The organism is Pseudomonas sp. 14P_5.3_Bac1, assembly GCF_025466135.1.
Classification (GTDB): domain Bacteria; phylum Pseudomonadota; class Gammaproteobacteria; order Pseudomonadales; family Pseudomonadaceae; genus Aquipseudomonas.
This window is the reverse complement of sequence record NZ_JANLOF010000066.1, coordinates 1-24,321: the sequence shown is the minus strand read 5'-3', so window position 1 is coordinate 24,321 and position 24,321 is coordinate 1. Positions and strand designations below refer to the sequence as shown.

Annotated in this window: 25 protein-coding genes and 4 tRNA genes; all 29 read right to left on the bottom strand. The window is 54.9% G+C overall.

All coding sequences use genetic code 11. From position 1 onward, the window contains the following. Window position 1: 1 nt before the first annotated feature. A complete protein-coding gene (gene rpmC / locus NTD89_RS17420; protein WP_002555481.1) occupies window positions 2-193 on the bottom strand; it encodes a 50S ribosomal protein L29 in 192 nt (63 codons plus the stop codon). Beyond that, a complete protein-coding gene (gene rplP / locus NTD89_RS17415) occupies window positions 193-606 on the bottom strand; it encodes a 50S ribosomal protein L16 (protein ID WP_003232424.1) in 414 nt (137 codons plus the stop codon). Before rplP ends, rpmC begins: the two co-directional genes overlap by 1 nt. A gap of 12 nt (window positions 607-618) precedes the next feature. Beyond that, window positions 619-1,305, bottom strand: a complete 687-nt coding sequence (rpsC, locus tag NTD89_RS17410; protein ID WP_003176422.1) for a 30S ribosomal protein S3 — start codon at window positions 1,303-1,305, stop codon at window positions 619-621. A 13-nt stretch (window positions 1,306-1,318) separates the two neighbouring features. Then, complete coding sequence (rplV, locus tag NTD89_RS17405; protein WP_003103908.1) at window positions 1,319-1,651, bottom strand: 50S ribosomal protein L22; 333 nt, start codon at window positions 1,649-1,651, stop codon at window positions 1,319-1,321. Between the two features lie 11 nt (window positions 1,652-1,662). Further along, on the bottom strand, window positions 1,663-1,938 hold the full coding sequence (gene rpsS, locus NTD89_RS17400; protein WP_002555486.1) for a 30S ribosomal protein S19: 276 nt from the start codon (window positions 1,936-1,938) through the stop codon (window positions 1,663-1,665). A 16-nt stretch (window positions 1,939-1,954) separates the two neighbouring features. Beyond that, window positions 1,955-2,779, bottom strand: a complete 825-nt coding sequence (gene rplB, locus NTD89_RS17395; protein ID WP_003210080.1) for a 50S ribosomal protein L2 — start codon at window positions 2,777-2,779, stop codon at window positions 1,955-1,957. 14 nt (window positions 2,780-2,793) lie between these two features. Next, a complete protein-coding gene (gene rplW, locus NTD89_RS17390) occupies window positions 2,794-3,093 on the bottom strand; it encodes a 50S ribosomal protein L23 (protein ID WP_002555488.1) in 300 nt (99 codons plus the stop codon). Beyond that, a complete protein-coding gene (gene rplD, locus NTD89_RS17385; RefSeq protein ID WP_017135963.1) occupies window positions 3,090-3,692 on the bottom strand; it encodes a 50S ribosomal protein L4 in 603 nt (200 codons plus the stop codon). The genes rplW and rplD overlap by 4 nt, the downstream gene beginning before the upstream one ends. A gap of 12 nt (window positions 3,693-3,704) precedes the next feature. Beyond that, the gene (rplC, locus tag NTD89_RS17380; RefSeq protein WP_003194649.1) at window positions 3,705-4,340 is read right to left on the bottom strand and encodes a 50S ribosomal protein L3; all 636 of its coding nucleotides are present in this window, start codon (window positions 4,338-4,340) and stop codon (window positions 3,705-3,707) included. 81 nt (window positions 4,341-4,421) lie between these two features. Continuing rightward, the gene (gene rpsJ / locus NTD89_RS17375) at window positions 4,422-4,733 is read right to left on the bottom strand and encodes a 30S ribosomal protein S10 (RefSeq protein WP_003186070.1); all 312 of its coding nucleotides are present in this window, start codon (window positions 4,731-4,733) and stop codon (window positions 4,422-4,424) included. A 159-nt stretch (window positions 4,734-4,892) separates the two neighbouring features. Continuing rightward, a complete protein-coding gene (gene tuf / locus NTD89_RS17370) occupies window positions 4,893-6,086 on the bottom strand; it encodes an elongation factor Tu (protein ID WP_003176426.1) in 1,194 nt (397 codons plus the stop codon). Between the two features lie 30 nt (window positions 6,087-6,116). Further along, window positions 6,117-8,222 carry an elongation factor G gene (gene fusA, locus NTD89_RS17365; RefSeq protein ID WP_106580215.1) on the bottom strand — a complete coding sequence of 702 codons (2,106 nt, stop codon included), beginning with the start codon at window positions 8,220-8,222 and terminating at the stop codon, window positions 6,117-6,119. Between the two features lie 30 nt (window positions 8,223-8,252). Beyond that, window positions 8,253-8,723 carry a 30S ribosomal protein S7 gene (gene rpsG / locus NTD89_RS17360; RefSeq protein ID WP_002555493.1) on the bottom strand — a complete coding sequence of 157 codons (471 nt, stop codon included), beginning with the start codon at window positions 8,721-8,723 and terminating at the stop codon, window positions 8,253-8,255. A 118-nt stretch (window positions 8,724-8,841) separates the two neighbouring features. Beyond that, the gene (rpsL, locus tag NTD89_RS17355) at window positions 8,842-9,213 is read right to left on the bottom strand and encodes a 30S ribosomal protein S12 (protein WP_002555494.1); all 372 of its coding nucleotides are present in this window, start codon (window positions 9,211-9,213) and stop codon (window positions 8,842-8,844) included. 216 nt (window positions 9,214-9,429) lie between these two features. Next, a complete protein-coding gene (gene rpoC / locus NTD89_RS17350) occupies window positions 9,430-13,629 on the bottom strand; it encodes a DNA-directed RNA polymerase subunit beta' (RefSeq protein WP_015886137.1) in 4,200 nt (1,399 codons plus the stop codon). Window positions 13,630-13,693: 64 nt separating this feature from the next. Next, window positions 13,694-17,767 carry a DNA-directed RNA polymerase subunit beta gene (gene rpoB / locus NTD89_RS17345; protein ID WP_053258275.1) on the bottom strand — a complete coding sequence of 1,358 codons (4,074 nt, stop codon included), beginning with the start codon at window positions 17,765-17,767 and terminating at the stop codon, window positions 13,694-13,696. A gap of 220 nt (window positions 17,768-17,987) precedes the next feature. Next, complete coding sequence (gene rplL, locus NTD89_RS17340; protein ID WP_010566858.1) at window positions 17,988-18,353, bottom strand: 50S ribosomal protein L7/L12; 366 nt, start codon at window positions 18,351-18,353, stop codon at window positions 17,988-17,990. 78 nt (window positions 18,354-18,431) lie between these two features. Beyond that, window positions 18,432-18,932 carry a 50S ribosomal protein L10 gene (gene rplJ / locus NTD89_RS17335; protein ID WP_010174464.1) on the bottom strand — a complete coding sequence of 167 codons (501 nt, stop codon included), beginning with the start codon at window positions 18,930-18,932 and terminating at the stop codon, window positions 18,432-18,434. Window positions 18,933-19,131: 199 nt separating this feature from the next. Then, a complete protein-coding gene (gene rplA / locus NTD89_RS17330) occupies window positions 19,132-19,827 on the bottom strand; it encodes a 50S ribosomal protein L1 (protein WP_003232403.1) in 696 nt (231 codons plus the stop codon). Beyond that, window positions 19,827-20,258, bottom strand: a complete 432-nt coding sequence (gene rplK, locus NTD89_RS17325; protein WP_003176435.1) for a 50S ribosomal protein L11 — start codon at window positions 20,256-20,258, stop codon at window positions 19,827-19,829. Before rplK ends, rplA begins: the two co-directional genes overlap by 1 nt. Before the next feature lie 117 nt (window positions 20,259-20,375). Further along, window positions 20,376-20,909, bottom strand: coding sequence for a transcription termination/antitermination protein NusG (gene nusG / locus NTD89_RS17320; RefSeq protein WP_003176436.1), 534 nt, complete (start codon window positions 20,907-20,909; stop codon window positions 20,376-20,378). Between the two features lie 9 nt (window positions 20,910-20,918). Further along, window positions 20,919-21,287, bottom strand: a complete 369-nt coding sequence (gene secE, locus NTD89_RS17315; protein WP_003194658.1) for a preprotein translocase subunit SecE — start codon at window positions 21,285-21,287, stop codon at window positions 20,919-20,921. 45 nt (window positions 21,288-21,332) lie between these two features. Further along, window positions 21,333-21,408: transfer RNA gene (locus NTD89_RS17310), tRNA-Trp, on the bottom strand. 161 nt (window positions 21,409-21,569) lie between these two features. Next, window positions 21,570-21,645: transfer RNA gene (locus NTD89_RS17305), tRNA-Thr, on the bottom strand. A gap of 26 nt (window positions 21,646-21,671) precedes the next feature. Further along, window positions 21,672-21,745 (bottom strand) — tRNA-Gly (locus NTD89_RS17300). Between the two features lie 24 nt (window positions 21,746-21,769). Next, a tRNA-Tyr gene (locus tag NTD89_RS17295) sits at window positions 21,770-21,854 on the bottom strand. Between the two features lie 142 nt (window positions 21,855-21,996). Then, window positions 21,997-22,443, bottom strand: coding sequence for a hypothetical protein (locus NTD89_RS17290; RefSeq protein WP_145162701.1), 447 nt, complete (start codon window positions 22,441-22,443; stop codon window positions 21,997-21,999). An 8-nt stretch (window positions 22,444-22,451) separates the two neighbouring features. Beyond that, entirely contained in the window at window positions 22,452-23,201 is a 750-nt protein-coding gene (locus NTD89_RS17285) for a pantothenate kinase (RefSeq protein WP_262208780.1), read from the bottom strand. Next, a complete protein-coding gene (gene birA, locus NTD89_RS17280) occupies window positions 23,191-24,150 on the bottom strand; it encodes a bifunctional biotin--[acetyl-CoA-carboxylase] ligase/biotin operon repressor BirA (RefSeq protein WP_262208778.1) in 960 nt (319 codons plus the stop codon). Before birA ends, NTD89_RS17285 begins: the two co-directional genes overlap by 11 nt. Between the last annotated feature and the right edge of the window lie 171 nt (window positions 24,151-24,321).

Below are 24,321 nucleotides of genomic sequence, written 5' to 3'. Positions count from 1 at the left end.
ATCACTTACCTGCCTGCTGGTTGAGCACAGTCTTCACGCGAGCGATGTCACGCTTAACTTGCGAGAGCAGATGAGACTGCCCCAACTGGCCAGTTGCTTTCTGCATACGCAGATTGAACTGGTCGCGCAGCAAGCCGAGCAGTTGCTCGTTCAGCTGCTGTGCGGATTTTTCACGAAGTTCATTCGCTTTCATCACATCACCGTCCGTTTAACAAAGGCGGTGGCGAGCGGCAGCTTTGCAGCAGCCAGGGCAAAAGCCTCACGCGCCAGCTCTTCAGTTACACCCTCGATTTCATACAGGACTTTGCCTGGCTGAATCTGGGCTACCCAGTATTCCACGTTACCCTTACCTTTACCCATCCGAACCTCGAGAGGCTTTTTGGAGATCGGCTTGTCCGGGAATACACGGATCCAGATCTTGCCGCCACGTTTTACGTGACGGGTCAGAGCACGACGCGCTGACTCGATCTGACGAGCGGTGAGACGACCACGAGCTACAGACTTCAGCGCGAACTCGCCGAAGCTGACTTTGCTACCGCGCTGTGCCAGACCACGGTTGTGGCCTGTCATCTGCTTGCGGAACTTCGTACGCTTAGGTTGCAACATTTGGCGTACCCCTTACTTAGCAGCTTTTTTACGAGGCGCTGGTGCTTGTGGTTTCAGTTCTTCTTGGCGACCACCAATTACTTCGCCTTTGAAGATCCAAACCTTTACACCGATCACACCGTAAGTGGTGTGAGCTTCGTAGTTGGCATAGTCGATGTCGGCACGCAGGGTGTGCAGTGGCACACGACCTTCGCGATACCATTCAGTACGTGCGATTTCAGCACCGCCGAGACGACCGCTCACTTGGATTTTGATGCCTTTGGCACCAATGCGCATGGCGTTCTGCACGGCGCGCTTCATAGCGCGACGGAACATTACGCGACGCTCCAGCTGCTGAGCTACGCTCTGCGCAACCAGCATACCGTCGAGCTCCGGCTTGCGGATCTCTTCGATATTGATGTGCACAGGCACACCCATTTGCTTGGTCAGGTCCTGACGCAGTTTCTCAACATCTTCACCTTTCTTCCCGATAACGATACCTGGACGAGCGGTGTGGATGGTGATACGTGCAGTTTGTGCCGGACGATGGATATCAATACGGCTTACGGACGCGCTTTTTAGTTTGTCTTGGAGATACTCACGCACCTTCAGATCAGCGAACAAATAGTCCGCATAAGTCCGACCGTCTGCGTACCAGACGGAGGTGTGCTCCTTGACGATTCCCAGGCGAATGCCAATGGGATGTACTTTCTGACCCATCTCTTCGACTCCGTTACTTGTCAGCAACCTTGACAGTGATATGGCAAGACCGCTTGACGATGCGATCAGCACGGCCTTTGGCACGTGGCATGATGCGCTTCAGCGAACGCCCTTCGTTGACGAAAACGGTGCTGACCTTCAGGTCATCAACGTCTGCGCCTTCGTTATGCTCGGCGTTGGCTACGGCCGACTCCAGCACTTTCTTCATGATCTCGGCGGCTTTCTTACTGCTGAAAGCCAACAGGTTGAGCGCTTCGCCCACCTTCTTCCCGCGGATCTGGTCGGCGACCAAGCGGGCTTTCTGGGCGGAGATTCGAGCGCCCGACAACTTAGCGGCTACTTCCATTTCCTTACCCCTTAACGCTTGGCTTTCTTGTCTGCCACGTGCCCACGATAAGTGCGGGTACCGGCAAACTCGCCTAGTTTGTGGCCGACCATGTCTTCGTTAACGAGAACTGGGACGTGTTGACGACCGTTGTGTACTGCGATGGTCAAACCGACCATTTGTGGCAGGATCATCGAACGACGCGACCAGGTCTTAACTGGTTTGCGATCGTTCTTTTCCGCCGCCACTTCGATCTTCTTCAGTAGGTGAAGATCAATAAAAGGACCTTTTTTCAGAGAACGTGGCACTGTCGTATCCCTCTATTTACTTGCGACGACGGACGATCATTTTGTCGGTACGCTTATTACCACGAGTCTTCGCGCCCTTAGTCGGGAAGCCCCATGGCGATACCGGATGACGACCACCAGAGGTACGACCTTCACCACCACCGTGTGGGTGGTCAACCGGGTTCATGGCAACACCACGAACGGTTGGGCGAACGCCACGCCAGCGTTTGGCACCAGCTTTACCCAGCGAACGCAGGCTGTGCTCGGAGTTCGAGACTTCACCCAGGGTCGCGCGGCATTCAGCCAGCACTTTACGCATCTCACCAGAACGCAGACGCAGGGTCACGTAGACACCTTCACGAGCGATCAGCTGAGCCGAAGCACCAGCGGAACGAGCGATTTGCGCGCCTTTACCTGGCTTCAATTCGATGCCGTGTACGGTGCTACCAACTGGAATGTTGCGCAGTTGCAGAGCGTTGCCCGGCTTGATCGGTGCCAAAGCACCTGCGATCAGCTGGTCGCCAGCGCTCACGCCTTTAGGGGCGATGATGTAGCGACGCTCGCCATCTGCGTACAGCAGCAGAGCGATGTGAGCAGTACGGTTTGGATCGTATTCGATACGCTCGACAGTGGCAGCGATGCCATCTTTGTCGTTGCGACGGAAGTCGACCAGACGATAATGCTGCTTATGGCCACCACCGATGTGACGAGTGGTAATACGACCATTGTTGTTACGACCACCAGTCTTCGATTTCTTCTCGAGCAGCGGTGCGTGAGGAGCGCCTTTATGCAGCTCCTGGTTGACCACCTTGACCACAAAACGGCGGCCAGGGGAAGTCGGTTTGCATTTAACGATTGCCATGATGCACCCCTTCCTTACTCAGCACTGCTGCTGAAATCGAGATCTTGGCCTGGCTGAAGGGAGATAACTGCCTTCTTCCAGTCATTACGCTTGCCCAGACCGCGAGCAGTGCGCTTGCTCTTACCCAGAACATTCAGGGTAGTAACACGCTCAACTTTCACGCTGAACAGGCTTTCGACGGCCTTCTTGATTTCCAGCTTGGTTGCGTCAGTTGCAACCTTGAAAACGAACTGGCCTTTCTTGTCAGCCAGAACCGTAGCCTTTTCGGAAACGTGCGGGCCAAGCAGAACTTTAAATACGCGTTCCTGGTTCATCCCAGCAGCTCCTCGAATTTCTTCACGGCCGACACGGTGATCAACACCTTGTCGTATGCGATCAGACTAACTGGATCGGAACCTTGCACGTCACGTACATCAACGTGTGGCAGGTTACGAGCAGCCAGGTACAGGTTCTGATCAACAGCTTCAGACACGATCAAAACGTCGGTCAGGCTCATGTTGTTCAGTTTGCCCAGCAGATCTTTGGTTTTTGGACTTTCAACAGCGAAGTCCTGAACCACGACCAGACGATCAGTACGCACGAGTTCAGCAAGGATGGAGCGCAGTGCTGCGCGGTACATCTTCTTGTTGAGCTTCTGAGTGTGATCCTGAGGACGAGCTGCGAAAGTGGTACCGCCGCCACGCCAGATTGGGCTACGGATAGTACCGGCACGAGCACGGCCAGTACCTTTCTGACGCCAAGGGCGCTTACCGCCACCACGTACGTCGGAACGGGTCTTTTGCTGCTTGCTACCTTGACGGCCGCCGGCCATGTAGGCCACGACTGCTTGGTGAACCAGCGTCTCGTTGAATTCGCCGCCAAATGTCAGTTCGGAAACTTCGATCGCTTGAGCGTCATTTACATTTAATTGCATGTCAGCTTCCCCTTAACCGCGAGCCTTGGCCGCTGGACGTACAACCAGGTTGCCGCCAGTAGCGCCAGGAACAGCACCCTTGACCAACAACAGATTGCGTTCAGCGTCGACGCGCACTACTTCGAGGGACTGCACGGTCACGCGCTCAGCGCCCATATGACCGGACATTTTTTTGCCCTTGAATACACGACCAGGAGTCTGGCACTGGCCAATAGAGCCCGGGACGCGGTGGGAAACGGAGTTACCGTGAGTGTTGTCTTGACCACGGAAATTCCAACGCTTGATCGTACCCTGGAAGCCTTTACCTTTGGACTGACCGGTTACATCAACCAGTTGACCAGCGGCGAAGATTTCAGCGTTGATCAGATCGCCAGCCTGGTAGTCGCCGTCTTCGAGACGGAACTCCATAACAGTGCGACCAGCTGCAACGTTTGCTTTAGCGAAGTGACCTGCTTGAGCAGCAGTCACGCGCGAAGCACGACGCTCGCCGACAGTGACTTGCACTGCACGATAGCCATCGGTTTCTTCAGTTTTGAACTGGGTGACGCGATTCGGTTCGATCTCAATGACCGTGACCGGAATGGAGACACCTTCTTCGGTGAAAATACGGGTCATACCGCATTTACGACCGACTACACCAATAGTCATGTTGTAAACCTCATGAGTGTACGGGGCTTTCACCCGCTATGGCCGCCCATTTCAGAGCGTTACACGACTAAGACCCAAGTCTTAGCCGAGGCTGATCTGTACTTCCACACCGGCCGCCAGATCGAGCTTCATAAGTGCATCAACGGTTTTATCCGTTGGCTGGACGATGTCCAGTACGCGCTTATGAGTACGGATCTCGTACTGGTCACGCGCGTCTTTGTTGACGTGCGGGGAGACCAGAACGGTGAACCGCTCTTTACGGGTAGGCAGTGGAATTGGACCACGCACTTGAGCACCAGTACGTTTCGCGGTTTCCACGATTTCCTGGGTGGATTGGTCGATCAGGCGATGGTCAAAAGCCTTCAACCTGATACGGATTTGCTGATTTTGCATTGGATTTCAGACTCCGGCTGCTATTCCCAGCGAGCGCAATACGCCCGTTAAAAGGAGGCGCAATTCTATAGACGGCCCAGATAGGTGTCAACCCAATAAAAAAGGCCCCCGCTGAGCGGGGGCCTCTTCAAAACATCAAGGCTATCTCAGAAGAGATAATTACTCGATGATTTTAGCTACAACGCCAGCACCAACGGTACGGCCGCCTTCACGGATAGCGAAGCGCAGACCGTCTTCCATTGCGATGGTTTTGATCAGGGTAACAACCATTTTGATGTTGTCGCCTGGCATAACCATTTCAACGCCTTCCGGCAGTTCGCAGTTACCAGTCACGTCAGTAGTACGGAAGTAGAACTGTGGACGGTAGCCTTTGAAGAACGGAGTGTGGCGACCGCCTTCTTCTTTGCTCAGCACGTACACTTCAGCTTCGAACTTGGTGTGCGGCTTAACCGAACCTGGTTTAACCAGAACCTGGCCACGCTCAACGTCGTCACGCTTGGTACCACGCAGCAGAACGCCGCAGTTCTCGCCAGCACGACCTTCGTCGAGCAGCTTACGGAACATTTCAACACCGGTGCAGGTGGTGACGGTAGTGTCACGCAGACCAACGATTTCCAGTGGATCTTGAACCTTAACGATACCGCGCTCGATACGACCAGTTACAACAGTGCCGCGACCGGAGATCGAGAATACGTCTTCGATTGGCATCAGGAACGGCTTGTCGATAACACGAACTGGATCTGGGATGTAGCTGTCCAGAGTTTCAACCAGTTTACGAACGGACGTGGTGCCCATTTCGTTATCGTCTTTGCCTTCCAGAGCCATACGAGCAGAACCGATGATGATCGGAGTGTCGTCGCCTGGGAAGTCGTAAGTGCTCAGCAGATCGCGCACTTCCATCTCAACCAGTTCCAGCAGCTCAGCGTCGTCTACCAGGTCAGCCTTGTTCAGGTAAACCACGATGTACGGAACGCCTACCTGACGGGACAGCAGGATGTGCTCACGGGTTTGTGGCATCGGACCATCAGCGGCCGAGCAAACCAGGATTGCGCCGTCCATCTGGGCAGCACCGGTGATCATGTTCTTCACATAGTCAGCGTGACCTGGGCAGTCAACGTGAGCGTAGTGACGGATCAGCGAGTTGTATTCAACGTGCGCGGTGTTGATGGTGATACCACGAGCTTTCTCTTCTGGTGCGCTGTCGATTTTATCGAAATCAACGATTGCGGAACCGAATACTTCGGAGCAAACGCGAGTCAGAGCAGCAGTCAGAGTGGTTTTACCGTGGTCAACGTGACCGATGGTGCCAACGTTGACGTGCGGTAGGGAACGATCAAATTTTTCTTTAGCCACGACAATTAACTCCTTGCCTAAAGGACTGAATCAGCCTTGTTTTTTGGATACAGTTTCAGCGATGTGCGCCGGAGCTGTGTTGTATTTTTTGAATTCCATAGAGTAGCTTGCGCGACCCTGAGACATGGAGCGAACGTCGGTCGCATAACCGAACATCTCACCCAACGGAACCTCGGCGCGAATCACTTTGCCGGAAACCGTGTCTTCCATACCCAAGATCATGCCGCGACGACGGTTAAGGTCGCCCATGACATCACCCATATAGTCTTCAGGTGTAACAACTTCTACCGCCATGATTGGCTCAAGCAACTCACCACCGCCCTTCTGGGCCAGTTGCTTGGTTGCCATGGAAGCAGCCACCTTAAACGCCATCTCGTTGGAGTCGACGTCGTGGTAAGAACCGTCAAAAACGGTTGCTTTCAGGCCGATCAGCGGATAGCCGGCAACAACACCGTTCTTCATCTGCTCTTCGATACCCTTCTGGATAGCCGGGATGTATTCCTTAGGAACAACACCACCAACTACTTCGTTCACGAATTGCAGACCTTCCTGACCTTCGTCAGCAGGAGCAAAACGGATCCAGCAGTGACCGAACTGACCACGACCGCCGGACTGACGAACGAACTTGCCTTCGATTTCACAGTTCTTCGTGATGCGCTCACGATAGGAAACCTGAGGCTTACCGATGTTGGCTTCGACGTTGAACTCACGGCGCATCCGGTCAACCAGGATGTCCAGGTGCAGCTCGCCCATGCCGGAGATGATCGTTTGACCAGTCTCTTCATCAGTCTTGACGCGGAAAGATGGATCTTCCTGAGCAAGCTTGCCCAGAGCGATACCCATTTTTTCCTGGTCATCCTTGGTCTTAGGCTCTACGGCAACCGAAATAACCGGCTCCGGGAAGTCCATGCGAACCAGGATGATTGGCTTAGCAGCGTCGCACAAAGTCTCACCCGTGGTGACGTCCTTCATGCCGATCAGGGCCGCGATGTCACCAGCGCGCACTTCCTTGATCTCTTCACGGGCGTTTGCGTGCATTTGCACCATACGACCCACGCGCTCTTTCTTACCTTTAACCGAGTTGATCACGCCGTCGCCGGATGCCAACACGCCCGAGTAAACGCGGACGAAGGTCAAGGTACCCACGAATGGGTCGGTAGCGATCTTGAACGCCAGGGCCGAGAACGGCTCGCTGTCGTCTGCATGACGCTCCATTTCCTCTTCCTCGTTATCAGGGTTGGTACCCTTGATAGCAGGAATGTCGGTTGGAGCAGGCAGGTAGTCGATCACAGCATCGAGAACCAGGGGAACGCCCTTGTTCTTGAACGAAGAACCGCAAACAGCCAAGACGATCTCACCAGCGATAGTACGCTGACGCAGAGCGGCCTTGATTTCCGCGTTGGTGAGTTCTTCACCTTCGAGGTACTTGTTCATCAGCTCTTCGCTGGCTTCGGCAGCAGCCTCAACCATGTTGTTGCGCCACTCGTCAGCCAGCTCCTGCAGTTCTGCAGGGATAGGCTTACGAACAGGAACCATACCTTTGTCGGAATCATTCCAGTAAACAGCTTCCATGTTGATCAGGTCGATCTGACCCTGGAAGTTGTCTTCGGAACCGATAGCCAATTGGATTGGCACCGGAGTATGACCCAGACGCTGCTTGATCTGACCGATCACGCGCAGGAAGTTAGCACCAGCACGGTCCATCTTGTTTACGTAAACAAGACGAGGAACGCCATATTTGTTGGCTTGACGCCATACGGTTTCCGACTGAGGCTCAACACCCGAGGTACCGCAGAACACAACGACAGCGCCGTCGAGTACACGCAGGGAACGCTCAACTTCAATGGTGAAGTCTACGTGGCCTGGGGTATCGATTACGTTGAAGCGGTGCTCGTCTTTGTACTGCTTCTCGGAACCTTTCCAGAAGGCGGTAATAGCAGCAGAAGTAATGGTAATACCACGCTCCTGCTCCTGAACCATCCAGTCTGTGGTCGCGGCGCCGTCATGCACCTCGCCCATTTTGTGACTTTTGCCGGTGTAAAACAGTACGCGCTCGGTGGTGGTGGTTTTACCAGCATCCACGTGAGCAACGATACCGATGTTACGGTAGCGGCTAATCGGAGTAGTACGAGCCATAAAGCCCTCGCAAAATTAGTGAAGCTAAGATTAGAAGCGGTAGTGCGAGAAAGCTTTGTTAGCTTCAGCCATACGGTGCACGTCTTCACGCTTCTTAACAGCAGCACCTTTACCTTCAGCAGCGTCCAACAGTTCGCCAGCCAAACGCAGAGCCATAGACTTCTCGCCGCGCTTACGGGCGAAGTCTACCAACCAGCGCATTGCCAGAGCGTTACGACGGGACGGACGAACTTCGACCGGAACCTGGTAAGTAGCACCGCCTACACGGCGCGACTTCACTTCGACCAGCGGAGCGATGGCGTCGAGAGCTTTCTCGAAGATTTCCAGGGGGTCGCTGTTCTTGCGTTCTTTAACCTTTTCCAGCGCGCCATAAACGATACGCTCGGCAACGGCTTTCTTGCCGCTTTCCATCACGTGGTTCATGAACTTGGCCAGAATTTGGCTTCCGTATTTTGGATCGTCAAGCACTTCGCGCTTGGCTGCTACGCGTCTTCTTGGCATGGATAAGCCCTCAAACGGTCTTCAGGTTCGCTCGGAATCAGTGCCCTTTCGGGACGCCTCCGACCTTACTCTTATCGACTCAGAAAATAAGATGATTCAGTTTTACAAAAAGCCGCTACTACTTAGGCTTCTTGGTACCGTACTTCGAACGACCCTGGTTACGACCTTTAACGCCGGAAGTATCCAAGGAGCCGCGTACGGTGTGGTAACGAACACCTGGCAAGTCTTTTACACGACCGCCGCGGATCAGTACCACGCTGTGCTCTTGCAGGTTGTGGCCTTCACCGCCGATGTACGAGGAAACCTCGAAACCGTTGGTCAGGCGCACACGGCATACTTTACGCAGTGCCGAGTTAGGTTTTTTCGGCGTAGTGGTATACACGCGAGTGCATACGCCACGACGTTGCGGGCAGTTCTGCAGCGCAGGTACGTCGGATTTCTCGACGATACGCTTACGCGGCTGACGTACCAGCTGGTTGATAGTTGCCATCTACTAGCTCCACTGTTGTCTTGCGACGCTATTGTCTTGCAAGAAAAGCAAAATGGCAGGAACGAATTCCCGCCAAATTTAGGGGTACAAGAGTCTAAAGAGGATCTTGTCCCCAGTCAAGGCAAGGCCCCGACCTCCCCTCTCATCGAACCGGGGCAAAATTGCCTCGATCCGACGAATGGGGCTGCCAGGGCCCAGACTTATTTACCGCAGAACTCAGTTACCGCTTGAGTTCAGCGCTTCGGTCAGTGCAGCTTCCACTTCACTGGCGCTTACGCGCAGCGGTTTGTCAGCATCACGGCGGCGCTTGCGCTCGCTGTGGTAAGCCAAACCGGTACCTGCCGGGATCAAACGACCCACGACCACGTTCTCTTTCAGGCCGCGCAGGTAATCGCGCTTGCCGGTTACCGCTGCTTCGGTCAGTACACGAGTGGTCTCCTGGAAGGAGGCCGCCGAGATGAACGACTCAGTGGACAACGACGCCTTGGTGATACCCAGCAACACACGAGTGAACTTGGAGACAAATTTGTCTTCCGCGCCCAGACGTTCGTTTTCTACCAGTACGTGAGTCAGTTCCATCTGGTCGCCCTTGATGAAACTGGAATCGCCGGATTCAGCGATTTCAACTTTACGCAGCATCTGACGCAGGATGGTCTCGATGTGCTTATCGTTGATCTTCACGCCTTGCAGACGGTAAACGTCCTGGATCTCGTTAACGATGTACTTGGCCAGCGCACTCACACCCAGCAGACGCAGGATGTCGTGTGGATCGCTCGGACCGTCGGAGATAACTTCGCCGCGGTTTACCTGTTCGCCTTCGAAGACGTTCAGGTGACGCCACTTCGGAATCAGCTCTTCATACGGATCGCTACCGTCGTTCGGGGTAATGACCAGACGGCGCTTGCCCTTGGTCTCTTTACCGAACGCGATGGTGCCGCTGACTTCAGCCAGAATCGACGCTTCTTTCGGACGACGAGCTTCGAACAAGTCGGCAACACGCGGCAGACCACCGGTGATGTCACGGGTCTTCGAAGTTTCTTGCGGGATACGCGCGATAACATCACCGATCGCGATCTTCGCACCATCCGCTACACCGACCAGGGCGTTGGCTGGCAGGAAGTACTGAGCGATTACGTCAGTACCTGGCAGCAACAAGTCCTTGCCGTTGTCATCAACCATCTTCACAGCAGGACGGATATCTTTGCCTGCAGCTGGACGGTCTTTGGCGTCGAGTACTTCAATGTTGGTCATACCGGTCAATTCGTCAGTCTGACGCTTGATCGTGATGCCTTCTTCCATGCCCACGTAGGTCACGGTACCTTTCATTTCGGTAACGATTGGGTGAGTGTGCGGATCCCACTTGGCCACGATTGCGCCAGCGTCGACCTTGTCACCTTCTTTAACCGAGATCACAGCACCGTACGGCAGCTTGTAACGCTCACGCTCACGACCGTAGTCATCAGCGATTGCCAGCTCACCGGAACGGGACACAGCAACCAGGTGGCCATCCACTCGCTCAACGTGTTTCAGGTTGTGCAGACGGACGGTACCGCCATTCTTCACCTGAACGCTGTCGGCTGCGGAGGTCCGGCTTGCCGCACCACCAATGTGGAACGTACGCATGGTCAGCTGGGTACCCGGCTCACCGATGGACTGGGCAGCGATAACGCCGACCGCTTCACCGATGTTCACCTGGTGACCACGAGCCAAGTCACGGCCGTAGCACTTGGCACAAATGCCGTAGCGGGTTTCGCAGCTGATCGGCGAGCGAACAATCACTTCGTCGATGCTGTTGAGTTCGATGAACTCGACCCACTTCTCGTCTACCAGGGTGCCGGCAGGAACGATAATTTCCTCGGTACCTGGCTTGAATACGTCACGGGCGATTACTCGACCCAGTACGCGCTCACCCAACGGCTCTACAACGTCGCCGCCTTCGATGTGCGGAGTCATCAGTAGACCGTGTTCGGTGCCGCAGTCAACTTCAGTCACAACCAAGTCTTGTGCAACGTCTACCAGACGACGCGTCAGGTAACCGGAGTTAGCGGTTTTCAACGCGGTATCCGCAAGACCCTTACGAGCACCGTGAGTGGAGATGAAGTACTGAAGTACGCTCAAACCTTCACGGAAGTTCGCAGTGATCGGCGTCTCGATGATGGAACCGTCCGGCTTGGCCATCAGGCCACGCATACCGGCGAGCTGACGGATCTGCGCAGCAGAACCCCGTGCGCCCGAGTCGGCCATCATGTACATCGAGTTGAACGACTCTTGATCGACTTCTACGCCATGACGGTCGATAACCTTCTCTTTCGAGAGGTTAGCCATCATCGCCTTCGACACTTCGTCGTTGGCCTTGGACCAAAGGTCGATCACTTTGTTGTACTTCTCGCCCTGGGTTACCAGGCCGGAGGCGTACTGGCTCTCGATTTCTTTCACTTCATCGGTAGCAGCACCGATGATCTGAGCTTTTTCATCCGGGATAACGAAGTCGTTAACACCGATGGAAACGCCGGAAATAGTCGAGTAAGCAAAACCGGTGTACATCAACTGGTCAGCGAAGATCACGGTCTCTTTCAAACCAACCACGCGGTAGCACTGGTTGATCAGCTTGGAGATCGCCTTTTTCTTCATCGGCAGGTTGACGACGTCATACGACAGACCTTTTGGCACAACTTGATACAACAGCGCACGGCCGACAGTGGTGTCGACGATACGGGTGTTGGTCACGCTGCCGCCGTCACGGTCGTTGACGGTTTCGTTGATGCGCACTTTGACCTTGGCGTGCAGTGCGGCTTCGCCGGCACGGAACACACGGTCAACTTCTTGCAGGTCAGCGAACACACGACCTTCGCCTTTGGCGTTGATCGCTTCACGGGTCATGTAGTACAGACCCAATACAACGTCCTGCGACGGAACGATGATTGGCTCACCGTTGGCTGGCGACAGAATGTTGTTGGTCGACATCATCAACGCACGCGCTTCCAACTGAGCTTCCAGTGTCAGCGGTACGTGCACGGCCATTTGGTCGCCGTCGAAGTCGGCGTTGTACGCAGCACAGACCAGAGGGTGCAGCTGGATAGCCTTACCTTCGATCAGTACCGGTTCAAACGCCTGGATACCCAGACGGTGAAGGGTCGGTGCACGGTTGAGGAGAACCGGGTGTTCGCGAATCACTTCAGCGAGAACGTCCCAAACCTCTGGCAGTTCGCGCTCGACCATTTTCTTGGCCGCTTTGATGGTGGTCGCGAGACCGCGCATTTCCAGCTTGCCGAAGATGAATGGCTTGAACAGCTCAAGTGCCATCTTCTTAGGCAGACCGCACTGGTGCAGACGCAGGGTCGGGCCTACGGTAATTACCGAACGACCGGAGTAGTCAACACGCTTACCGAGCAAGTTCTGACGGAAACGACCTTGCTTACCCTTGATCATGTCAGCCAGGGATTTCAGAGGACGCTTGTTCGAACCGGTGATAGCGCGGCCACGACGACCGTTGTCGAGCAAGGCATCGACAGCTTCTTGCAACATACGCTTTTCGTTGCGCACGATGATGTCCGGAGCGGACAGATCGAGCAGACGCTTCAAGCGGTTGTTACGGTTGATCACACGGCGGTACAGGTCGTTGAGGTCGGAAGTCGCGAAGCGACCGCCATCCAACGGTACCAGCGGACGCAGGTCTGGCGGCAGAACCGGCAGAACGGTCAGCACCATCCACTCTGGCAAGTTGCCGGAACCCTGGAAGGCTTCCATCAACTTCAGACGCTTGGACAGTTTCTTGATTTTGGTTTCGGAGTTGGTTTGCGGAATTTCTTCACGCAGACGGCCAATCTCGTGCTCCAGATCGATAGCGTGCAGCAGTTCACGGACAGCTTCGGCACCCATGCGGGCATCGAAATCGTCGCCGAACTCTTCCAGCGCTTCGAAGTACTGCTCGTCGTTCAGCAGCTGACCTTTTTCAAGGGTGGTCATGCCTGGATCGATAACGACATAGCTCTCGAAGTAGAGAACGCGTTCGATATCACGCAGGGTCATGTCCATCAGCAAGCCGATACGGGACGGCAGCGATTTCAGGAACCAGATGTGGGCAACCGGCGAAGCCAGTTCGATGTGCGCCATGCGCTCACGACGAACTTTGGCCAGCGCGACTTCAACGCCGCACTTCTCGCAGATCACACCGCGGTGCTTCAAGCGCTTGTACTTACCGCACAGGCACTCGTAATCCTTTACCGGGCCAAAGATCTTGGCGCAGAACAGGCCGTCACGCTCAGGTTTGAACGTACGGTAGTTGATGGTTTCCGGCTTTTTAACTTCACCGAACGACCACGAACGGATCATCTCAGGCGATGCCAATCCAATACGGATGGCGTCGAACTCTTCGACTTGACCCTGGTTTTTCAGCAAATTCAGTAGGTCTTTCAAGGCCTTTCCTCCTGGCGGAGCAGAGAGCGGGCTAAACAGCCCCGCTCTCGATTCGCGTCACGTGTTATTCGGTTTCCAGATCGATATCGATGCCGAGGGAACGAATTTCTTTGATCAACACGTTGAAGGACTCGGGCATGCCCGGCTCCATACGGTGATCGCCGTCCACGATGTTTTTGTACATCTTGGTCCGACCGTTCACATCGTCCGACTTCACTGTGAGCATTTCTTGCAGAGTGTAAGCAGCACCGTATGCTTCCAGTGCCCAGACCTCCATCTCCCCGAAACGCTGACCACCGAACTGAGCCTTACCACCCAGCGGCTGCTGGGTAACCAGGCTGTACGAACCGGTAGAACGAGCGTGCATCTTGTCGTCTACCAAGTGGTTCAGCTTCAGCATGTACATGTAGCCAACAGTAACCGGGCGCTCAAACTTGTTGCCGGTACGGCCGTCGAACAACTGCATCTGGCCGCTTTCTGGCAGGTCTGCCAGTTTCAGCATGGCCTTGATTTCGCTTTCCTTGGCACCGTCGAACACCGGGGTAGCCATTGGAACGCCGCCGCGCAGGTTCTTCGCCAGATCCAGGATTTCCTGGTCGGAGAAGGTGTCCAGCTCTTCGTTGCGACCGCCGATCTCGTTGTAGATCTCGTGCAGGAACTTACGCAGGTCTGCGACCTTGCGCTGCTCTTCGATCATACGGTTGATCTTCTCGCCCAGACCTTTGGCCGCGAGGCCCAGGTGGGTTTCAAGGATCTGACCAACGTTCATACGCGAAGGTACGCCCAACGGGTTGAGGACGACGTCGACCGGGGTGCCATTGGCATCGTGCGGCATGTCTTCAACCGGCATGATCACGGAGACCACACCTTTGTTACCGTGACGACCGGCCATCTTGTCGCCCGGCTGGATGCGGCGACGGATTGCCAGGTAAACCTTGACGATTTTCAGCACGCCTGGAGCCAGGTCATCGCCTTGCTGCAGTTTGCGCTTCTTGTCTTCGAACTTGTCGTCCAGCAGACGGCGACGATCAACGATGTAGGCCTGGGCCTTCTCGAGCTGCTCGTTCAGAGCATCTTCAGCCATGCGCAGTTTGAACCACTGGCCGTGCTCAAGACCGTCGAGGATTTCATCGGTGATGTCCTGACCTTTCTTCAGACCTGCGCCGCCTTCGGCCTTGTGGCCTACCAGAGCGGAACGCAGACGTTCGAAGGTCGCGCCTTCAACGATACGGAACTCTTCGTTCAGGTCCTTGCGGATCTCGTCGAGTTGAGTCTTCTCGATGGACAGTGCACGAGCATCACGCTCAACGCCGTCACGGGTGAAGACCTGTACGTCGATGACAGTACCCTTGGTACCGGTAGGTACGCGCAGGGAAGTGTCTTTAACGTCGCTGGCTTTTTCACCGAAGATGGCACGCAACAACTTCTCTTCCGGCGTCAGTTGGGTCTCGCCTTTCGGAGTGACCTTACCGACCAGGATGTCGCCTGCGCCAACTTCAGCACCTACGTAAACGATACCGGCTTCGTCCAGCTTGTTCAGTGCAGCTTCACCCACGTTCGGGATATCTGCAGTGATTTCTTCAGGCCCAAGCTTGGTGTCACGTGCCACACAGGTCAGTTCCTGGATGTGGATCGTGGTGAAGCGGTCTTCTTGAACAACACGCTCGGACAGGCAGATGGAGTCTTCGAAGTTGAAGCCGTTCCATGCCATGAACGCGATGCGCATGTTCTGACCCAGTGCCAGCTCACCCATGTCGGTGGACGGGCCGTCGGCCATGATGTCGCTACGCTGAACGCGATCACCCTTGCTCACCAGCGGACGCTGGTTAATGCAGGTGTTCTGGTTCGAGCGGGTGTATTTGGTCAGGTTGTAGATGTCGACACCGGCTTCGCCAGTTTCAACTTCGTCATCGGCAACACGAACCACGATACGGCTGGCATCAACAGAGTCGATCACGCCGCCACGACGAGCCACGACGCAAACGCCGGAGTCACGCGCTACGTTACGCTCCATGCCGGTACCTACCAGCGGCTTGTCAGCACGCAGAGTCGGTACAGCTTGACGCTGCATGTTGGAACCCATCAACGCACGGTTGGCGTCATCGTGTTCCAGGAACGGGATCAGCGACGCTGCAACAGAAACTACCTGCTTGGGCGAAACGTCCATCAAGGTGACGTCTTCCGGCGCCTTAACGGTGAACTCGTTCAAGTGACGAACAGCTACCAGCTCGTCGATCAGGACTTTCTTGTCGTTCATCGTGGCCGAAGCCTGAGCGATCACGTGATCAGCTTCTTCGATAGCGGACAGGAACACGATCTCGTCGGTGACCAGAGCGTCTTTCACTACGCGGTACGGGCTCTCGAGGAAGCCGTACTGGTTAGTGCGCGCATAAGCAGCCAGGGAGTTGATCAGACCGATGTTCGGACCTTCCGGCGTTTCGATCGGGCAAACACGACCGTAGTGCGTCGGGTGAACGTCACGAACTTCAAAGCCTGCACGCTCACGGGTCAGACCGCCCGGGCCCAGTGCGGAAACACGGCGCTTGTGGGTGATCTCGGAGAGCGGGTTGTTCTGGTCCATGAACTGCGAGAGCTGGCTGGAACCGAAGAACTCTTTCACCGCCGCAGCCACTGGCTTGGCGTTGATCAGGTCTTGCGGCATCAGGCCTTCGCTTTCAGCCATCGACAGACGCTCTTTGACCGCACGTTCTACACGTACCAGGCCAACGCGGAACTGGTTCTCGGCCATTTCGCCTACGCAGCGAACACGACGGTTACCCAGGTGGTCGATGTCATCGACGATGCCTTTACCGTTACGGATGTCGACCAGAGTCTTCAGTACCGCGACGATGTCTTCCTTGCACAACACGCCCGAACCTTCGATCTCGGTACGACCGATACGACGGTTGAACTTCATCCGGCCGACCGCAGACAGGTCATAGCGCTCAGGGCTGAAGAACAGGTTGTTGAACAGGGTCTCGGCAGCGTCTTTGGTTGGTGGCTCACCAGGACGCATCATGCGATAGATCTCGACCAGCGCTTCCAATTGGTTGCTGGTGGAGTCGATCTTCAGTGTGTCAGAGATGAACGGACCGCAGTCGATGTCGTTGGTGTACAGAGTCTCGATGCGAACAACCTGGGCCTTGGCGATTTTCGCCAGGATCTCGGTGTTCAGCTCGGTGTTGCACTCAGCCAGGATTTCGCCTGTCGCCGGGTGAACGATGACCTTGGCGGTGGTGCGACCCAGGACGTAGTCCAAAGGCACGTCCAGCGACTTGATACCGGCTTTTTCGATCTGGTTGATGTGGCGCGCAGTAATACGGCGGCCGGCTTCAACGATGACCTTGCCGTTTTCATCCTGGATATCCAGGACAGCAATTTCACCACGCAGACGCGAAGCAATCAGTTCCAGGCTGAGGGTTTCATCCTTCAGGCTGAACACGTTGGTGGTGTAGAAGGCATCCAGCACCTGCTCGGTGGTATAGCCGAGCGCGCGCAGCAGTACCGAGGCCGGCAGCTTGCGACGACGGTCGATACGCACGAACACGCAGTCTTTCGGGTCGAACTCGAAGTCCAACCACGAACCGCGGTACGGAATGATCCGCGCGGAGTACAGGAGCTTACCGGAGCTGTGCGTCTTGCCGCGGTCGTGGTCGAAGAACACGCCCGGGGAACGGTGCAGCTGGGAAACGATAACGCGCTCGGTACCGTTGATAACGAAGGTACCGTTTTCAGTCATCAATGGGATTTCGCCCATGTAGACTTCTTGCTCTTTGATGTCCTTGATCGCTTTGTTCGACGATTCTTTGTCGAAAATGATCAGACGGACTTTTACCCGCAAAGGTACGGCGTACGTAACACCGCGCAACACGCATTCTTTGACATCAAATGCCGGTTCGCCCAGGCGATAACCGACGTACTCCAGCGCAGCATTGCCGGAGTAGCTGATGATCGGGAAAACGGATTTGAAGGCCGCATGCAGGCCCACGTCGCGGAACTGATCTTTAGTCGCTCCCGCTTGCAAGAATTCACGATACGAATCCAGCTGGATAGCCAGAAGGTACGGGACATCCATGACGTCCGGCAACTTGCTAAAGTCCTTGCGGATACGTTTTTTCTCAGTATATGAGTAAGCCATCAGCGTTCCCCAGCTTGGTCACCTGCTTGTTTGGCCCCTCCCGACGGGAGCAGCCAGAAAATCTCGCAAACCCCATGGTTTGCACCACCGCATCGGGTGGCTACAGCGCGTTAGTGGCGGCGACCGAGTCGACAGCCAAGAACGGAAAAAGGCCGGTGGCAAGAGCCACCAGCCATCAGCCTTCAGCTTAACGCTTGGGCTGGAGACGCAAGGTCGATGCTTACTTCAGCTCGACTTTAGCGCCTGCTTCTTCCAGCACTGCTTTGGCTTTGTCAGCGGCGTCTTTGGACACTGCTTCCAGAACCTGGGCAGGAGCGCCGTCAACTACAGCCTTGGCTTCTTTCAGGCCCAGACCGGTCAGTTCACGAACTGCCTTGATCACGTTTACTTTCTTCTCGCCAGCTTCCAGCAGCATGACGTTGAATTCGGTTTGCTCTTCAGCAGCAACAGCAGCAACAGCTGGGCCAGCGGAAGCAGCGGCAGCGGAAACGCCGAATTTTTCTTCGAAAGCTTTGATCAGCTCAACAACCTGCAGAACCGACATTTCAGCTACGGCGTTGAGGATATCTTCTTGGGAGATAGACATTACTGTATTTCCTGAATTGGGGGACGGCCTACGCGGCCATCGAAATAAACAAAAATACGCGAAAGGAGGTGCTCAGCCTTAGGCTGCGGCAGCTTCTTTTTGCTCGCGAACTGCAGCCAGAGTACGAGCCAGCTTGCTGGTAGCGCCTTGAATCACGCTCATCAGCTGCGAAATAGCTTCGTTACGGGTCGGCAGTGTTGCCAGTACGTCGATTTGGTTAGCTGCGAGGAACTTGCCCTCGAACGCAGCTGCCTTGATCTCGAACTTATCCTGACTCTTGGCGAATTCTTTGAACAAACGGGCAGCAGCGCCTGGATGTTCTTTGGAGAACGCGATCAGAGTCGGGCCGGTGAACACGTCGTTGAGAACACTGTATTCAGTGTCAGCAACAGCGCGCTTGAGCAGGGTGTTACGTACAACACGTACGTATACGCCAGCTTCACGAGCCTCTTTACGGAGTCCGGTCATAGCGCCTACTGTCACACCACGGGCATCAGCCACGACAGCGGACAGAGCAGCTTTGGCAGCCTCGTTGACTTCAGCGACGATGGCCTTCTTGTCTTCGAGATTAATTGCCACGGGTTTAACTCCTGCTTGTTACCGTTTCATCTGGCCGAAGCCGGATGTCGTTTTGGTGTCTGATTCGGTAAGGAACCGGGAGCACCATCTGCGTAGGCTTGTGGTTTAAGACTTGCGCCGCCTACGGTCTTGGATAGCCCCCGCCAGGCAGGGACCCCAATTTTTTCAATCAGCGCGATCTCTCGCGCCAACTTGTGTCTTATACGTCCAGCGAGCCTTGGTCGATGACCAGACCTGGGCCCATAGTGGTGCTCAGGGTAACGCGCTTGACGTAGATACCTTTCGAGGAAGCTGGCTTGATACGCTTCAGATCAGCGATCAGGGCTTCAACGTTTTCCTTCAGCTTGACGGCATCGAAGCCGACTTTGCCAACGGAGGTGTGAATGATGCCGTTTTTGTCGGTGCGATAACGAACCTGACCAGCCTTGGCGTTTTTAACCGCGGTAGCTACGTCTGGCGTTACGGTGCCGACTTTAGGGTTAGGCATCAGACCACGTGGACCGAGGATCTGACCCAACTGACCTACAACTCGCATTGCATCCGGGGAGGCAATAACTACGTCGTAGTTCAGGTCGCCGCCTTTCATTTCGGCAGCCAGGTCGTCCATGCCAACGCGATCAGCGCCGGCGGCCAGAGCAGCTTCAGCTGCCGGGCCTTGGGTGAAGACAGCAACACGTACAGTCTTGCCAGTACCGTGTGGCAGCACAGTAGCGCTACGAACGACCTGGTCGGATTTACGTGGGTCAACACCCAGGTTTACAGCAACGTCAACGGACTCGCTGAACTTGACAGTCGACAGCTCGGTCAGCAGGGCAGCAGCGTCTACAAAGTTGTAGGCCTTGCCTGCTTCGATTTTGCCGGCGATAGCCTTTTGGCGCTTGGTCAGCTTAGCCATTACACACCCTCCACGTTAAGGCCCATGCTACGAGCAGAACCGGCGATGGTACGCACGGCTGCATCCATATCAGCTGCAGTCAGATCCGCGTTTTTGGTTTTCGCGATTTCTTCCAGCTGAGCACGAGTTACGGTGCCAACCTTAACGGTGTTAGGACGAGCGGAACCGCTAGTCAGACCTGCAGCCTTCTTCAGCAAAACCGAAGCCGGGGTCGACTTGGTTTCGAAAGTGAAGCTACGGTCGCTGTATACAGTGATGATCACTGGAGTCGGCAGACCTGGCTCAAGACCCTGAGTACGGGCGTTGAAGGCCTTGCAGAATTCCATGATGTTCACGCCGTGCTGACCCAGAGCTGGGCCGACAGGTGGACTTGGGTTGGCCTGAGCGGCCTTCACTTGCAGCTTGATGTAAGCGGTAATCTTCTTGGCCATGAGGCACTCCAATTACGGGTTCAAACGCCTCGAAAGGCTCCCCGGTTACTTGCGCGTTTATCCCAGTGACGACAAAACCCCACAGCCTAGGGCTGCGGGGTTGGGATGCTTGCTCAGCTAGACCTTTTCGACCTGGCTGAACTCCAGCTCTACCGGAGTAGAACGACCGAAAATGAGCACTGCCACTTGGATCCGGCTCTTTTCGTAGTTAACTTCTTCGACGGTGCCATTGAAATCAGCAAACGGACCATCTGTGACACGAACAACCTCACCCGGCTCGAACAACGTCTTCGGCTTAGGTTTGTCGCTGCCGTCAGCAACACGACGCAGAATCGCTTCCGCCTCTTTGTCAGTGATCGGAGCAGGCTTATCAGCAGTACCGCCGATGAAACCCATGACACGAGGAGTGTCCTTGACCAAGTGCCAAGTACCTTCATTCATGTCCATCTGAACCAGCACGTAGCCAGGGAAGAACTTGCGTTCGCTTTTACGCTTTTGGCCATTCCGCATTTCAACCACTTCTTCAGTGGGAACCAGAATTTCGCCGAAGCCATCTTCCATGCCTGCCAGCTTTACGCGCTCTAGCAAAGAGCGCATGACATGCTTCTCGTAACCCGAGTAAGCATGCACAACGTACCAACGCTTAGCCACGGGACACCCTTAGCCAACAATCAAGGAAACAAGCCAGCCGAGCAGGGAATCAAGCCCCCACAACAGCAACGCCATAACCAGAACAACAGCCACAACAATCAACGTGGTCTGCGTGGTTTCTTGGCGAGTCGGCCAAACGACTTTACGGATTTCTGTGCGAGCTTCCTTTACCAGGACTGCGAAAGACTTGCCTTTGGCAGTCTGCAGGCCTACAAAGGCAGCTACAGCAGCAAGGGCAAGCAAAGCAAGTACGCGGTACAGGATCGGCGAAGCAGAATAGTACTGATTGCCAACAACGCCTACGACCACCAATGCGACTACAGCAAGCCACTTGACCAGATCGAAACGAGAGCTTTGAGCTTCAGCCTTAGGAGTCATCTATGAAGATCCTGTGAAAAGAAAGCCAGACACACCACGTGAATCTGGCAGGTCAGGAGGGAATCGAACCCCCAACCTACGGTTTTGGAGACCGTCGCTCTGCCAATTGAGCTACTGACCTAAAACAAAATCAGGCCGACCATTATGCAGGCCTGAAAAAGACTTTACAACAACCAACCCCAAGAGACTTGAAACCACCCAACATCAAAGCCAGGCAAAACACCATCAAGCCGAGGTAGCTGTTAAAACAAAGGCAGATATTTTCATATCTGCCTTGTTATATGGAGCTCTTGAGCGGATTTGAACCGCTGACCTCACCCTTACCAAGGGTGTGCTCTACCAACTGAGCTACAAGAGCAAAACACCGTGCACAACCTGCAAACTTGGAGCGGGTAGCGGGAATCGAACCCGCATCATCAGCTTGGAAGGCTGAGGTTCTACCACTAAACTATACCCGCGGAGCTTGCAGCTCACGCTAAAAATGGTGGAGGGGGAAGGATTCGAACCTTCGAAGTCGTAGACGTCAGATTTACAGTCTGATCCCTTTGGCCGCTCGGGAACCCCTCCTAAGCGAGCCGGCATTCTACATCACGCCGGCCTTCTGTCAAGCATTTTCTCATTAAAAATATGAGGTTAGCTGCGTTGACCTTCGCTTCACGCTGTAGACCGTAAAGGTCTTCACTGCGAAGCGGGCGCCATTCTATGCAAACTATTCGACAGTTGCAACGCCTTCGCACAACATTATTTTATGTTTTAACTCATTGAATTCCTTAGCAAGGTTTTCAAAGGGCAGATCATCGGCCAGTCGCCTGCTTTCAGGGGACACACGGAGCCAATAGCCGGTAGTGCCCGGCACATTGAGCAGTTGCACCTTGACCTTTATATCCAGACTCATCAGACGCTGCTCAAGCAACTGCGCTTGTCGCTGATCAGCAAAGCCGCCTATGTATAAGCATGTATTTTGTGGCTCAGGGGCGTTTGCCCGATCACGGCGGACAACCGAATCAGAAGATTCACTCAATAGCCGGATGTCTTGCTGAGAGCCGCGATAGAGGCTCAGAGGCGTAACGTCCTTGGCGCGCAACGGCGCCTCTTGTTGATGCCAGATGTAATAGAAGGCATTGAGAACGAGCAAGAGCAAAAACAGCCAACGCATAAAAAACCTCAGGACAAAGGGCACGCCATCGCCAGCCCCACAAAAACGAGATCCGGTACAAAACGAGCCTGCGGTACGGCATCCGAGACCAGGTCAGCATCCCCACCCGTCAGGAAGACTGTGAAATCATCCTCCCAATAACGCCGAGCCAACTCAAGCTGGGTCAATACAAACCCTCGAAGCATGAGGGCGCAGCCACGCTCAACGGCCTCCACAGTGGTTCGACCTGGGGAAAGACGCTCCATAGCCTGCTCAGCCGCAGCATCGTCGTAGCGGATCTTGCGGGTGTGTGTTCGCAACTGACTGCGCATCAGAGGCATTCCAGGGCATATAAAGCCTCCTAGATGCTCACCATCAGCAGCGATAAAGTCCGCTGTCGCTGCGGTACCGAAGTCGAGCACCAAGCAAGCACCCGGCGCTAACTTGAAACCGCCAAGCATTGCCAACCAGCGATCAAGACCGAGGCGCTCGTATTCTTCATAACCGTTGCGCACTCCCGCCATTTCTCTCGCTGAGGCAGCGCAAGACACTGTGACACCAAAAGCCTCCTGCAATGTTTCAACCAACTTTCCAGTTTCCTCTGAAGCACGAACACTCACCAGACGGCATCGTGTCAGCAGCAGACCCGGAATGGCGGTCAGACTTTCTATTAATGCGAGATCTGAACCAACAACACCCTCTGCGCAGGCGCCAGCGCTCTGCGCCTCGAGTACCCGCCACTTAATAAAGCTATTTCCACAGTCGAGCTCAAGAATCATCGCGCAGCCTCAGGCTTAACTCACCACCGCTATATATTTTCTCGACACCATCGACGTTCAGACGCAGCGCGCCCTGGTGATCAATCCCCAGCACAACCCCATCAATCTGATTGACGCCCGCAATGAGAGTCACAGCCCTACCCTGCCACAAATGATTTCGCTCCCACTCCTCCTGCAACGCAGTAAAGCCAAAGGCCTTGTGGCGCTCCAGGTGACTTTGCAGCTGTAGACTTAGCCGTGCAACCAGGTAATTACGATCGACAGGCGAGCATGTTTCCAATTGCACCGAGGTCCACTGCTGATCTACCTCAGCAGCCTGCTGCATGTTCACGTTAATGCCTATCCCGAGAACCACGTGGCAGATGTCTGCAGGGTCACCCACTAACTCAAGCAAGATGCCGGCAATTTTCTTGCGCCCTACGAGGACGTCGTTTGGCCACTTCAGTGCCGCGCCCTGTACACCTGAATCACGCAGCGCCTGCATGACCGCCAATCCCACTACAAGGCTAAGACCCTCCAGCTGCCGCAGCCCACCCTCGATGCGCAATACAAGGCTGTAGTAGACATTCTGAGCGAATGGACTAACCCACGTGCGACCTCGCCTCCCCCTGCCGGCCGTCTGCTGCTCAGCAAGCACTAGAAATGGCGCAGCAACGCCGGCGTCGACAAGACGCAAAGCTTCAGCATTAGTGGAGTCGATAGAGTCAGAGATGTGAACGGGCCATGCCAAAGAAGCGGCATTCACTGCAATTTCTTCTTTGCTCAGGAACACCAGTGGCGAAGCCAGTTGATACCCCTTGCCGCGAATTTTATGAATGGGCAAATTCAGCTCTGCCTCAAGGTGCTGGAGCTGCTTCCAAACAGCACTGCGGCTGACACCCAGGGCGGCACCCAGCGCTTCTCCGGAATGGAATCGGCCATCTTTCAGAAGTTCTAACAACGTCAGCATGCAAGTATCGCCTCACAATGAGGCACGCATGATAGCCATGCGTAAGGCCATTGCATAGAAAGGCCGGGATTTAGCGCCCATAGCCCGGAGGTAGCGGGAAGACTGGAGGCTGCGCCTACCAAGAAAGCACACATTATCGTTGACGCGCATCGCGAGCCTTTACACCTGGGC

What these genes read in the sequence shown, in the direction of transcription:
- rpmC (WP_002555481.1), bottom strand. Translation starts at nt 193, where the DNA reads ATGAAAGCGAATGAACTTCGTGAAAAATCCGCACAGCAGCTGAACGAG.
- rplP (WP_003232424.1), bottom strand. Translation starts at nt 606, where the DNA reads ATGTTGCAACCTAAGCGTACGAAGTTCCGCAAGCAGATGACAGGCCAC.
- rpsC (WP_003176422.1), bottom strand. Translation starts at nt 1,305, where the DNA reads ATGGGTCAGAAAGTACATCCCATTGGCATTCGCCTGGGAATCGTCAAG.
- rplV (WP_003103908.1), bottom strand. Translation starts at nt 1,651, where the DNA reads ATGGAAGTAGCCGCTAAGTTGTCGGGCGCTCGAATCTCCGCCCAGAAA.
- rplB (WP_003210080.1), bottom strand. Translation starts at nt 2,779, where the DNA reads ATGGCAATCGTTAAATGCAAACCGACTTCCCCTGGCCGCCGTTTTGTG.
- rplW (WP_002555488.1), bottom strand. Translation starts at nt 3,093, where the DNA reads ATGAACCAGGAACGCGTATTTAAAGTTCTGCTTGGCCCGCACGTTTCC.
- rplD (WP_017135963.1), bottom strand. Translation starts at nt 3,692, where the DNA reads ATGCAATTAAATGTAAATGACGCTCAAGCGATCGAAGTTTCCGAACTG.
- rplC (WP_003194649.1), bottom strand. Translation starts at nt 4,340, where the DNA reads ATGACTATTGGTGTAGTCGGTCGTAAATGCGGTATGACCCGTATTTTC.
- rpsJ (WP_003186070.1), bottom strand. Translation starts at nt 4,733, where the DNA reads ATGCAAAATCAGCAAATCCGTATCAGGTTGAAGGCTTTTGACCATCGC.
- fusA (WP_106580215.1), bottom strand. Translation starts at nt 8,222, where the DNA reads ATGGCTCGTACTACTCCGATTAGCCGCTACCGTAACATCGGTATCGTT.
- rpsG (WP_002555493.1), bottom strand. Translation starts at nt 8,723, where the DNA reads ATGCCAAGAAGACGCGTAGCAGCCAAGCGCGAAGTGCTTGACGATCCA.
- rpsL (WP_002555494.1), bottom strand. Translation starts at nt 9,213, where the DNA reads ATGGCAACTATCAACCAGCTGGTACGTCAGCCGCGTAAGCGTATCGTC.
- rpoB (WP_053258275.1), bottom strand. Translation starts at nt 17,767, where the DNA reads ATGGCTTACTCATATACTGAGAAAAAACGTATCCGCAAGGACTTTAGC.
- rplL (WP_010566858.1), bottom strand. Translation starts at nt 18,353, where the DNA reads ATGTCTATCTCCCAAGAAGATATCCTCAACGCCGTAGCTGAAATGTCG.
- rplA (WP_003232403.1), bottom strand. Translation starts at nt 19,827, where the DNA reads ATGGCTAAGCTGACCAAGCGCCAAAAGGCTATCGCCGGCAAAATCGAA.
- rplK (WP_003176435.1), bottom strand. Translation starts at nt 20,258, where the DNA reads ATGGCCAAGAAGATTACCGCTTACATCAAGCTGCAAGTGAAGGCCGCT.
- secE (WP_003194658.1), bottom strand. Translation starts at nt 21,287, where the DNA reads ATGACTCCTAAGGCTGAAGCTCAAAGCTCTCGTTTCGATCTGGTCAAG.
- NTD89_RS17290 (WP_145162701.1), bottom strand. Translation starts at nt 22,443, where the DNA reads ATGCGTTGGCTGTTTTTGCTCTTGCTCGTTCTCAATGCCTTCTATTAC.
- NTD89_RS17285 (WP_262208780.1), bottom strand. Translation starts at nt 23,201, where the DNA reads ATGATTCTTGAGCTCGACTGTGGAAATAGCTTTATTAAGTGGCGGGTA.
- birA (WP_262208778.1), bottom strand. Translation starts at nt 24,150, where the DNA reads ATGCTGACGTTGTTAGAACTTCTGAAAGATGGCCGATTCCATTCCGGA.